This window comes from Lactobacillus kefiranofaciens, assembly GCF_900103655.1.
GTDB lineage: Bacteria > Bacillota > Bacilli > Lactobacillales > Lactobacillaceae > Lactobacillus > Lactobacillus kefiranofaciens.
The window spans coordinates 1-11,658 of record NZ_FMXC01000047.1 but is presented as its reverse complement, the minus strand read 5'-3'; the positions used below and the strand labels follow the sequence as shown (position 1 = coordinate 11,658).

The 11,658-nt window shown below is 38.0% G+C and carries 12 protein-coding genes, 1 pseudogene and 1 riboswitch; of the genes and pseudogenes, 10 read left to right on the top strand and 3 right to left on the bottom strand.

Annotation, left to right across the window (positions count from 1 at the left end; all coding sequences use genetic code 11):
• Positions 1-291 precede the first annotated feature (291 nt).
• From nagB to BLP58_RS10615, 3 genes are all read left to right on the top strand, one after another.
• Positions 292-1,011, top strand: a complete 720-nt coding sequence (nagB, locus tag BLP58_RS10625) for a glucosamine-6-phosphate deaminase (protein WP_013854954.1) — start codon at positions 292-294, stop codon at positions 1,009-1,011.
• Between the two features lie 163 nt (positions 1,012-1,174).
• Positions 1,175-1,822, top strand: a complete 648-nt coding sequence (locus BLP58_RS10620; protein ID WP_013854953.1) for a deoxynucleoside kinase — start codon at positions 1,175-1,177, stop codon at positions 1,820-1,822.
• Positions 1,823-1,846: 24 nt separating this feature from the next.
• A complete protein-coding gene (locus BLP58_RS10615) occupies positions 1,847-2,533 on the top strand; it encodes a deoxynucleoside kinase (RefSeq protein WP_013854952.1) in 687 nt (228 codons plus the stop codon).
• Positions 2,534-2,579: 46 nt separating this feature from the next.
• Here the strand turns inward: BLP58_RS10615 and BLP58_RS10610 are convergent, their stop codons facing one another.
• Positions 2,580-3,380: a Cof-type HAD-IIB family hydrolase gene (locus tag BLP58_RS10610; protein WP_013854951.1), complete on the bottom strand. Its 801-nt coding sequence runs from the start codon at positions 3,378-3,380 to the stop codon at positions 2,580-2,582.
• Between the two features lie 234 nt (positions 3,381-3,614).
• Between BLP58_RS10610 and BLP58_RS10605 the strand changes: the two genes are divergently transcribed.
• Entirely contained in the window at positions 3,615-4,922 is a 1,308-nt protein-coding gene (locus tag BLP58_RS10605) for an NCS2 family permease (protein ID WP_025084293.1), read from the top strand.
• Positions 4,923-4,990: 68 nt separating this feature from the next.
• Here the strand turns inward: BLP58_RS10605 and BLP58_RS10600 are convergent, their stop codons facing one another.
• Positions 4,991-5,725 carry a MerR family transcriptional regulator gene (locus tag BLP58_RS10600; RefSeq protein WP_013854949.1) on the bottom strand — a complete coding sequence of 245 codons (735 nt, stop codon included), beginning with the start codon at positions 5,723-5,725 and terminating at the stop codon, positions 4,991-4,993.
• Between the two features lie 115 nt (positions 5,726-5,840).
• The gene (locus BLP58_RS10595) at positions 5,841-6,551 is read right to left on the bottom strand and encodes a TIGR00266 family protein (protein WP_025084294.1); all 711 of its coding nucleotides are present in this window, start codon (positions 6,549-6,551) and stop codon (positions 5,841-5,843) included.
• A 268-nt stretch (positions 6,552-6,819) separates the two neighbouring features.
• Here BLP58_RS10595 and BLP58_RS10590 point away from each other — a divergent pair, with 268 nt between their 5' ends.
• From BLP58_RS10590 to BLP58_RS10565, 6 genes and pseudogenes are all read left to right on the top strand, one after another.
• Entirely contained in the window at positions 6,820-8,130 is a 1,311-nt protein-coding gene (locus BLP58_RS10590) for an NCS2 family permease (protein ID WP_013854947.1), read from the top strand.
• Positions 8,131-8,220: 90 nt separating this feature from the next.
• A riboswitch (purine riboswitch) is annotated at positions 8,221-8,318 on the top strand.
• Between the two features lie 74 nt (positions 8,319-8,392).
• A complete protein-coding gene (locus BLP58_RS10585; protein ID WP_013854946.1) occupies positions 8,393-9,703 on the top strand; it encodes an NCS2 family permease in 1,311 nt (436 codons plus the stop codon).
• Positions 9,704-9,802: 99 nt separating this feature from the next.
• Positions 9,803-10,057: a hypothetical protein gene (locus BLP58_RS10580; RefSeq protein WP_025084295.1), complete on the top strand. Its 255-nt coding sequence runs from the start codon at positions 9,803-9,805 to the stop codon at positions 10,055-10,057.
• Positions 10,058-10,198: 141 nt separating this feature from the next.
• The gene (locus tag BLP58_RS10575) at positions 10,199-10,555 is read left to right on the top strand and encodes a helix-turn-helix domain-containing protein (RefSeq protein ID WP_013854944.1); all 357 of its coding nucleotides are present in this window, start codon (positions 10,199-10,201) and stop codon (positions 10,553-10,555) included.
• A gap of 9 nt (positions 10,556-10,564) precedes the next feature.
• Positions 10,565-11,293 carry a DUF4097 family beta strand repeat-containing protein gene (locus tag BLP58_RS10570; RefSeq protein WP_013854943.1) on the top strand — a complete coding sequence of 243 codons (729 nt, stop codon included), beginning with the start codon at positions 10,565-10,567 and terminating at the stop codon, positions 11,291-11,293.
• Positions 11,294-11,374: 81 nt separating this feature from the next.
• A pseudogene (locus BLP58_RS10565) lies at positions 11,375-11,658 on the top strand (IS3 family transposase); the annotation flags it as partial.

Sequence of the window (11,658 nt, the reverse complement as noted above, 5' to 3'; positions counted from 1 at the left end):
CAAAGAAGTAGCACATTAATGCCTTTTCACGAGCAATAACATTATTTTCAGACTTAATAATTTTCACGATATCAGTTATAATAGATTCCATAAAAGACCAGCTTCTAATGTGTTTTTTTTTGTTAACATCAGACTACTGGTCTTTTTGTTTTAGCTCAAGTCTAATTTCAAAGGATTTGAGCTTTTTTAATTATTTATTCAACTTACCGCAAAAAATTATACACTTAGTTGACAAAATGGTCTATTCCATTTTATAATGGACTAGACCATTGAATGAGGAGGACTTAAATTATGAAAGTTATTGTTACTGAAAACAAAATTCAAGGTGGAGCAAAGGCATTTGAGATTTTTGAAAAAGGGATTAAGGACGGCGCAAAGACCTTAGGCTTGGCTACCGGTTCCACCCCTGAGACTCTTTACCAAAATTGGGTAAAAAGCGATCTTAACTGCGAGAATCTTACTAGCATCAACCTCGATGAATATGTTGGCTTAACACCAGACAATCCTCAAAGCTACCACTACTTCATGCAAAAACACTTATTTGATAAGAAGCCATTCAAGAAGACTTATGTTCCTGATGGCATGGCTAAGGACGTTGCTGCATATTGCAAGCAATACGACCAAATTATCAAGGAAAATCCGATCGACATTCAATTACTCGGCATCGGCCGCAACGGTCACATTGCCTTCAATGAACCAGGCACGCCATTTGACATTGGTACTCATGAAGTTAAATTAACCAAAAACACGATTAAGGCCAACTCTCGTTTCTTCGACAATGAAGACGAAGTACCAAAGAGTGCTATCTGTATGGGTACTGCCAACATCATGCAATCTAAGAAGATCGTTTTAATGGCCTTTGGTGAAAAGAAAGCTCATGCTGTCAAAGAAATGATTGAAGGCCCAATTACCGAAGATGTTCCTGCATCAATTTTGCAAAAGCACCCAGACGTAACGGTGATCGTCGACAAGGCTGCAGCCCAAGAATTAGATGACAAGTACAAGAACTAAAAACAAAATTTATTTTAACGAAAGAGGTTAAGCAAATTGCTTAGCCTTTTTTGATTTATCCGCTTGACTTTTAGGCGTGAAACAGATTTTAAAAATTGCTTGTGTGCCACAATATATTGTATTAAACTTATTAATTGTCTATATCTGGTATTTAAGAAGGAATGTGATTCAAGTTATTGTTTTAAGTGGGCCAATTGGAGCCGGTAAATCCAGTTTAACCAGTATTTTAGCCGAACATCTAGGTACGCAAGCGTTTTATGAAGGCGTCGATAACAACCCTGTTTTGCCGCTTTATTATAAAGACATGAAGCGTTATACCTTTCTGCTTAATACCTATTTGCTTAACCACCGTTTAGCGCAGATTAACCAAGCTATTCAAGATAAAAACAGTGTTTCTGACCGTTCAATTTATGAAGATGCGCTCTTTTTCAAGATGAACGCCGACAGCAAAGTCGCTGATCCAACCGAATTCAAGATCTACGATGACTTGCTTGAAAATATGATGGAAGATACTCCGGGCAACCCTAGCAAAAAGCCAGACCTGCTTATCTATATTCATGTTTCACTTGATACCATGCTTCACCGCATTAAGAAGCGTGGCCGCTCATTTGAACAGATTAGCACTGATCCGGGTTTGAAAGATTACTATGCCAGATTGCTCAAGTACTACGAGCCATGGTACGACGATTACGATGCTTCACCGAAGATGGAAATCAACGGTGACAAGCTGGATTTCGTCACTAACATGGATGCTCAAAAAGAAGTATTAAAAGAAATCGACGAGAAGCTGCACGAAGTTGGCAACTTATAAGAGAAAATAAAAAGAAGGAACGTGATGACAGTTATTGTTTTAAGCGGGCCAATTGGAGCCGGTAAATCCAGTTTAACAGGTATTTTAGCTAACTATTTAGGAACCAAGCCATTTTACGAAAGTGTCGATGACAATCCTGTCTTGCCACTTTTCTATGCCGATCCTAAAAAATACGCATTCTTATTGCAGGTATATTTCTTAAACACGCGCTTTCACAGCATTAAGGCGGCTTTAACCGAAGATAATAACGTGCTAGATCGTTCTATTTATGAAGATGCACTTTTCTTCCAAATGAACGCCGATATTGGCCGTGCAACCTCCGAAGAAGTCGACACTTATTATGAGCTTTTGCATAATATGATGGGCGAACTAAAACGGATGCCAAAGAAGAATCCTGATTTGTTGGTGCATATCAATGTTTCATATGACACAATGATTAAACGAATTCAAAAACGTGGTCGTCCTTATGAGCAGCTGAGCTATGATTCAACTCTAGAAGACTACTACAAGCGTTTGTTGCGCTACTACAAGCCTTGGTATGATAATTACGATTATTCCCCTAAGATGGAAATTGATGGCGATAAGCTTGATTTCATGGCCAATCCAGATGACAAGCAAGTTGTGCTTGATCAAATTACTGCTAAATTAAAAGAAATGGGCAAATTGCCAGAAGACTGGAACGGTTCTACCAATATCCAAGTCGAAGCATAATTTCCCGGAAAATATTAAAAGCATAGAAATTTCTATGCTTTTTTCTTTATTCTATTTTTGCTAAAACTTGAGCAATCCCGTCATGATTGTTATCGAGCGTGACATGCCCTGCGCCAAATTTCTCTTTTAATTCATCTGGTGCATTGCCCATCAAAAATGGCTGCCCCACTTCTTCTAGCATCTCTTCATCATTGTAGTTATCACCAAAGGCAATGCAGTTTTCTAACGGCACCTTGTATTCCTGGGCTAAAATTTTAACCGCACTCGCTTTGCTTACGCCTTTTAAAACCACTTCAAGCAGCGTCTTAGATGATCTAACAAAACTAAGATCAGGGAACTTTTCAGTCAATTCTTTTTGCATACGATCAAGCTCTTGCGGTTTACCCATAATTAATGCTTTATGTACGCCCTGTAATTTTTCGATTTGATCAATCTTCGCTGGCGTTGCCTTAACATTAACGATTTCTTCTTCATGTTTAATTAAGGAACTCTTCTCTTGTGCACAATACCACACATAGCCGCTATAAATGTTCCAGGCTGAACCATTCTGTTGTTTATCAACATAACGACAAATTTCAGCCGCTTTTTTTGCATCAAAGAAGCGCGTAATTAATGCTCTTCCTGTCTCATCCAGTGCTAGTGCGCCATTATAGGCAATCATCGGACAAACTCCCAGAATCTGTCCCACTGCCGTCATTATACCTTTAGGTAAACGTGCCGAAGCCGGAATAAAAATATTACCTTTGATAATCTGCTGGCGAATTGCATCTCGCGTCTTGGGCATTACCTGCAAATCATCGTTAATCAACGTACCATCGATATCTGAAAAAATAAGTTTTGCGGACATTTTTTCACCTTTATTCTTTTGATAATTAATATTTCTTACATTTTAGGATAATGCTAGTAAATTAATAATGAAAGCCAATTCAATTTTAGTAATTATTTACTTTTATCTGTAATTTAGACTGATTTACCTCCTAATTTTATTTATAATTCGCGTTTACAAATCTGTTTATGAATGATAAAGTATAAGAGTTGTTCTAAGGGAGTAAAAACACGAACATTTCTATTGGAGAGAATAATAAATTTTATTAAAAACTATTTTCAACTAGATAAGTATAAGACCAGTGTTAAAGTCGAATTTATTGCTGGTTTAACTACTTTTATCAGTATGTCTTATATTTTATTTGTTAACCCCAGCGTTTTAGGTGCCAGTGGTATGGATACCGGTGCCGTCTTCACCACCACTGCTTTAGCTAGTGCGTTGGGTACGGCAATCATGGGGATTGTCGCTAACTACCCAATCGGTGAAGCACCAGCTTTAGGGATTAACGCATTCTTCGCTTACACTGTCTGCGTCGGGATGCACGTTAAATGGCAAACCGCTTTAGCCAGCGTTTTCGTTGCTTCAATTATTTTCATTTTGATTACTTTATTCAAATTAAGAGAAAAGATCATTGATTCAATCCCCGCTGACTTGAAGTATGCTATTTCTTCAGGTATTGGTTTGTTCATTGCCTTCTTGGGCTTACAAAACGGTAAAATGATCGTGGCTAACAAATCAACCTTGGTCGGTTTAGGGTCATTGCATAATCCTTTGATTTGGGTAACAATCTTTGGGTTATTAGTCACTGTTATTTTGATGATCTTAAACGTACCTGGTGCTATCTTCATCGGCATGGTGTTAGCAGCCATCTTCGGCATTTGCACCGGTCAAATTGCTTTGCCACACAAGTTTATTTCTACCGCACCAAGTTTGGCTCCAACTTTTGGTCAAGCAGTCTTCCACATTAAAGATATCAATACTGTCCAAATGTGGGTTGTTGTTTTAACCTTCTTATTGGTTACCTTCTTCGATACTGCCGGTACCTTAATCGGTTTAGCTCAACAAGCCGGTTTCATGAAGAACAACAAGATGCCTCGTGTTGGTAAGGCTTTGGCCGCTGACTCAAGTGCAATGGCCGTTGGTTCTATTCTTGGTACCTCACCAGTTGGTGCATTCGTTGAATCTAGTGCTGGTATCGCTGTTGGTGGTCGTACCGGTTTGACTGCTGTCTTTGTAGCAATCTTCTTCTTGATCTCAATGATCTTCAGTCCACTGCTTGGCGTTTTCACTAGCCAAGTTACTGCTCCAGCTTTAATCATTGTTGGTGTCTTGATGGCTCAAAATACTGCACACATTCACTGGAACAAGTTAGAAATTGCGGTACCTGCATTCTTGATCATTTTAGGGATGCCACTTACTTACTCAATTTCTGATGGTTTATCATGGGGAATGATCACTTACCCAATTTGTATGCTTGCTGCTAAGCGTGGCAAGGAAATCACCCCAATGACGTGGGTACTGTTCGTAGTATTCTTGATCTTCTTATGGGTTTTGAATTTCTAAAAAATAAATCTTATAACTAAAAAGAACTAGTTTTGTCGACTAGTTCTTTTTATATTACCCAGGAAATATTAACGAGCAATTTCTAAACAATATGATTTATGATGACAATTAGGACATTCTAATTTTCTAAACTTAGGCGTATGTGGTGAAAAAATGAATTTCCCTAAGCTAGGAATAAACTTGGTCTCACAGTTAGGACAAATATACTCCACCTGATTGTAGTAAAACTTGGTCACAAAAGCAGTTAGACCAAATACTAAAATTAGCATCACTATAATACTGGCGGTCATCGCGCTTAAGTTATCCAGTTCCTTAAATTGAAGGGCGCTAATAATACCTACCACTTCAATTAAAAGAATTCCTAAGCCAAATAACCACATTTTTCTTCTCAGACTAGTTAACCTTGCTTCTTTTCTCATAATTTGTGCAATGCCGATCATATTATCTGAACCTATTTTTCGCGCAACCACCGTATTGGCTAAACGTTTTAATTGCTTTTGATGTTGGCGCAATGTAGCAATTTCATTTTCATCTGCTCGAATCTGGTCTTGAATTAATAAATGAATTGATTCAGCGCTATTTTGATCGCTAAGCAGTTGTTTAATCTGCTTAATAGAGAAATTCAAGTAACGCAAATAGTTGATCAATTCTAACTTCTGCAGCTGCTTTTCTCCATAATAGCAATAACCATTTTCGCCAATTGAATCCGGATTTACTAGATTCTTTTGCTCATAAAAACGAATTGCACGCGGCGTCATATTCAGCTTTTTAGCTACCTCACCAATAGAATATTTTTCTGGCATTACTTTCACCTCCTACTGTCAATATACGGTTTTACGCAAGGTTAAGGTCAAGTGATTTTTGCAAAAATAAAATGATGCAGTGAATTTTACGCTACATCATTTATTTCCTGGGGAATTATTTTTCACCTGGTAAAATATCATCTATTTTCTTAGCGAAAGTTTCCAAGTTCAGACTTTGAATATATACCTCGCCGGTACCTTTGAAAGTGTTAACCACTCCTTCGCCAGTGCCGATCGATTGAACAAAGCCGCTCTCAAAATGGATATCATACTTCAAGTCAGTTGACCAAGCTACAACGTGATTATTGTCGATTGTAATTTCATCATCATTCAAATCGATTTTCTTAATTGAACCATAGGCGTTACATAGAACAACGCCATCGCCACTAGTCGTCATAACAAAAAAGCCACCCGTACCAGATAAAAGTGCGCGCCCTAGAGTCTGCTTCTTCATTGAATAGCTGGCTGAACCGTCCATAGCTAAAAACTTCCCATCATTGATCCGGTATTGTTTTTCACCTAAATTTAAAGGCAGCACTTCACCTGGCAATCCAGGAGCAATCGCTAAATGTCCTAGTTCCTTATGTGCTTGCGCTTCAGTAATCCAAAAGCTTTCTCCTGATGAAATCGAACGTCCCATAGCGCGAACCAATTTGCCGATTCCTGAACCTGAAGCATTTACCTTAGTATTCAGCTTAATGCTTGGGGAATGATAAACCATGCTGCCACGTTGAATATATACCTTTTCACTTGGCTCAAGCTCAATATCGATCAACGGAAATTGCATTTGTTTGTCAATTGTATAATTCATTCGGTTATCATTCATCACAAAACCTCCATATTCTTTTTCAAGATCAAGACCAATCATATCATTATTCCAAATTTTTAACTAGTTTAACTCATTTTATCAAAAATGAATGCGCATTCATTAATAAAAATCGAACAAATTCACTATTTTCACTTGAAATAGTTAATTATTTCTTTATAATTTAAATTGATTATTCGGTATTTAGTAACTTTATTTCCCAAATTTCCTTAGTTTATAGAATATAAGCGGATATTTAGCGAACATTTATCTCAATCTGGAGGAATACATGAATTCTATCAGCAATTTTTTCCATTTAAATGAGAATAAGACTTCATTTAAGACGGAATTTCTAGCAGGCCTGACTACTTTTGTAAGTATGTCATACATCCTGTTTGTTAACCCCAACGTATTGGGCGCAAGTGGCATGGACAAGGGCGCGTTATTTACGGTCACGGCATTATCAGCAGCCTTTACCTGTATCGTCATGGGGCTAGTGGCCAACTACCCTATTGCTTCTGCACCAACTTTAGGATTGAACGCCTTCTTCACCTACACAGTTTGTCTGGGGATGAAGGTAAAATGGCAAACTGCTTTAGCTGCCGTTTTGGTTGCCTCAGTTTTGTTCATTTTGCTTACTGTATTTAAGGTACGTGAAATGATCATCGATACCATTCCTGCCGATATCAAATATGCGATCTCAGCCGGGATTGGATTATTCATCGCCTTCATCGGTTTACAAGGTGGACATTTAATTCAAAACAGTGACTCAACCTTGGTTACTATTGGCAGTCTTAATAACCCAACTGTTTGGATCACCATTTTTGGTTTGATTGTCACCATCTTCTTGATGATTGCCCGCGTTCCAGGTGCCATTTTTATTGGTATGATTATTGCTGCGATCTTTGGTGTGGTTATTGGTCAAATTCCAATGCCTAAAGGTATCGTTTCATCTGTGCCAAACATTGCCCCAACCTTTGGTCAAGCTGTCTTCCACATCAGTGACATCAATACCGTTCAGATGTGGGTGGTTGTCTTTACCTTCTTACTAGTTACCTTCTTTGATACTACCGGTACCTTGATCGGTTTAGTTCAGCAAGCTGGTCTGATGAAAAACAATAAAATGCCTCGTGCGGGTCAAGCCTTAGCTGCCGACTCATCTGGTATGCTGGTTGGTTCTGTTCTTGGTACCTCACCAGTTGGTGCCTTCGTTGAATCAAGCGCCGGCATCGCCGTTGGTGGACGTACCGGTTTAACCGCAGTTTGGGTCGGTATCTTCTTTATTATCTCCACTATCTTTTCACCAATTTTGAGCATCTTTACTACTCAAGTTACCGCTCCTGCCTTAATCATCGTCGGCGTATTGATGGCTGAAAACTTGGCTCATGTTCACTGGACTAACCTTGAAATTGCTATTCCATGTTTCTTAATTGCATTGGGAATGCCTCTTACATACTCCATCTCCGACGGTCTAGGCTGGGGAATTGTAGTTTACCCAATCTCAATGATTGCTGCTAAGAAGTTCAAGCAGATCACGCCAATGATGTGGATTCTGTTTATCGTCTTTGTAATCTACTTCTTTGTCTTGAATTTTAAATAGAATCAATTAAATAATTTATCGATAAGCAAGTAGTCTTAAAGCTACTTGCTTTTTTATGTCCATTTGCGTATATGATAAATTTCTGCTAGAATATTTAACAATTAACTTATCTATATATCGTCGAAATAAGGTCGACAGTATCTACCCTGAACCATAAATTCAGGACTATAGGTGTTAGAAGGTCATAATTTTAAAGGACATCTTTTACCCATAGTTTTGGGTAAACTGTGTCCTTTTTTCATTTATTAGGTTGGAGGAAAAATTGCAAGTCTTAAACAAATTTTTTCACTTAGAAGAAGCGCACACGAATGTGAAACGCGAATTAATCGCCGCACTGACCACATTCGTTTCACTATCATACATTCTTTTTGTTAACCCAAACATCTTACACGCAGCCGGCATCCCTAAAGGCGCAGCCTTCACCGTTACCGCAATCGCTACTGCAATTGGTTGTTTTTTGATGGGTTTCATCGCTAATTACCCAATCGCTTTAGCACCAACTTTAGGCTCTGGTGCCTTCTTTGCCTATAACGTTTGTGTCGGCATGAGAATTTCCTGGGAAACAGCCTTAGCTGCCGTTCTTGTGGCATCAATTTTATTTATTTTAATCACAATTTTTAAACTGCGTGAAATCGTGGTTGACGCTATTCCCCAGGACATGAAATATGCCATCTCTGCCGGGATCGGTTTGTTCATTGCCTTTATCGGTTTAAAAAATGGTCAGTTAATCGTCAACAGTGATTCCACTTTAGTTACTTTGGGCAAGTTCAGCAATTCAGCTGTTTGGATTACTCTTTTCGGTTTAATTCTTACCGTCATCTTAATGGCTTTGCGAGTACCTGGCTCCATCTTTATCGGCATGATTATCACTGCTATCTTTGGCATGGTCATCGGTCAAATTCCATTGCCACACGGCATCATCTCAGGTGCGCCAAGTATTGCACCAACCTTCGGTCAAGCTGTTTTTCATATTAAAGATATCAATACCGCTCAACTTTGGATGATCGTTTTAACCTTCCTGCTGGTTACCTTCTTTGATACTGCTGGTACCTTGATCGGGATGACTGAACAAGCTGGCATGGTTGATAAAAACGGTAAGATCCCACGGATTGGTCGTGCCTTCTTAGCCGACTCCACTGCCATGGTTGAAGGTGCCATGTTTGGTACTGCTCCTCTTGGTACTTCAGTTGAATCAAGTGCCGGCATCGCTATGGGTGGTCGTACTGGTTTGACTGCTATCTTTGTTGGTATTTTCTTCATTATTAGTATGATTTTCAGTCCATTATTGCAGGTTATTCCAACTACTGTTACGGCTCCAGCCTTGATTATCGTAGGCGTGCTCATGGCCAGCAACTTGAAGAAGATTGATTGGGAGAAGTTTGAGATTGCCTTCCCTGCATTTTTGACTGTGGTAGGGATGCCATTGACCTACTCAATTTCTGATGGTTTGGCATTAGGCTTGATTGCTTACCCAATTACGATGATCGCTTCTAAGCGTTACAAGGAAGTAACGCCGATGATGTACATCCTGTTTGTGGTGTTTATCGTTTTCTTCTTGGTGACGAATTTATAGCATAGAACTATGACTCATTCTTTTAGTTAAGAATGAGTTTTTTTCTTTATAATGAAATATAGGTAGTTTCACATGAAACACACTTTAAGAGGTACAATCATGAAATTAAATAAACAATCCCTTTGGATCATTGGAACTTTAATACTATCTGCTATTACGGGCATATTTTTCTATCTAAATGGACACAGTACATCTAGCACCACTATCGGAATTATCTTAGCTGGATTAACTTTATACTTTCTTTTTCAAACTGGTCAATTGTACAAAAAGATCTGGATTAAAATCCTAGTTTATCTGCTCGATGCTATTTGGATCATGATGGTATTGCTGCTGATTAGTTTGTTTGTCCATTAAATTCAATTCTTTTTCATCAAAATAGCCCAAGTTGACAAAAAGCAAACACCATTTGACAAGATTCAGCCAACATTTGCTCGACATTTTTAACTAAAAAAGCCAAGATTAAATTATGAATTTTCAAACGAGGAGTGAAAATGAATGATAGACATTCAAGCAATTGGTCAACGCATCAAAAGTTATCGTGAAAATGCAAACTTAACGCAGGATAGTCTTGCACAAAAATTAAATGTTTCTCGTCAATCAGTTTCTAAATGGGAAAAAGGCGGTTCTTTACCAGATATCGATCGCTTAGTAACCATGAGTGAGTTATTCGATATCTCTCTAGATAAGTTGATCTTAGGTAAAGAAAAGAATGTTCAGAAAGTTGTTCTAGAGAAATCACCTTCTACTCATCTGAACTTCTGGGACTTTTTAGCAAAATATTGGTGGATCATCCTTATCCTTTTACCATTAATCGGTGATGCTATTTCTAACATTATCGAATCTTTTTACTAGGAGTTAAAAATGAAAAAACGAAGCTTTTTAATCACCTTATTGTTCACAATATTAATTACCCTATCCGGTTGTCGATTCATCCCGCACCACTACACTAATTTAGGGCCAACGATTAAGGAAACCATGACTTGGCAAAACTTCAATAAAATTGATGCCAATGTAAATTTATTAGATTTCAACTTACAGGCAAGCAATCACCCTAAGGTTGTCTACCACGGCGGTAAAAAAATAAAGCCCCTAGTCAAAGTTAGAGACGGCAAACTAATCATTCGTAATCATCATCATTTTTCAATCAATATTAACAGTAGCGAAGATAATTATCTGACCATCTACCTGCCTAAAAAGCAATTAACTAAAATCAAAGTCAACACCGATGATGGAGATATTACTAGTTACGGAAAAGTGAACGCCAAGAAACTAGCCCTTCACAGTGACGATGGAGATATTAATGCTAACAGCTTTAATGTAGTAAATGGTTCTATTAGCTCTGACGATGGGGATGTACAAATCGATCAATTAAGCTCGGTCACCGGATTCAAAGCTACGTCTAGCGATGGAGATATTTCAATCAAAAAATGTAACGCTTCAGGCGTGGATTTGAATTCCGATAATGGAGATGTTACCTATCGCCGTCACAATTATAACGATGATGATGGTGGCTCCTATCAACACAATTTACATAGTAAAAATGTTTTAACTGCAAATAGTGATGATGGAGACATTAGAGTAAATAACTAATAGCCATAATCTCAAAATGAAAAGCATGGATAAAATGATATGAACCCCGAAATTCGGACAAGAATTTCGAGGTTTTTATTTATGTCTAAATTATCCAAACAAGATAAAATTGATATTTACAATAATTGGAAAAATTATAATATATCAGCTAACCAGGCAACTAAGGAATATGGAGTAAATCGGGCAAACTTGTTTTATCTAATTACGTTAGTAGAACGCCATGGGATAGAGATTCTTGATACTGGTTATACAAACTACTCAGTTGAATTTAAGGAGAAAGCTATCAGAAGAGTTCTTTTTAATCACGAAGTAGCCGATCAAGTATCTTTAGAATTAGGATTGTCTAGTCGGGGCATGATTTATAA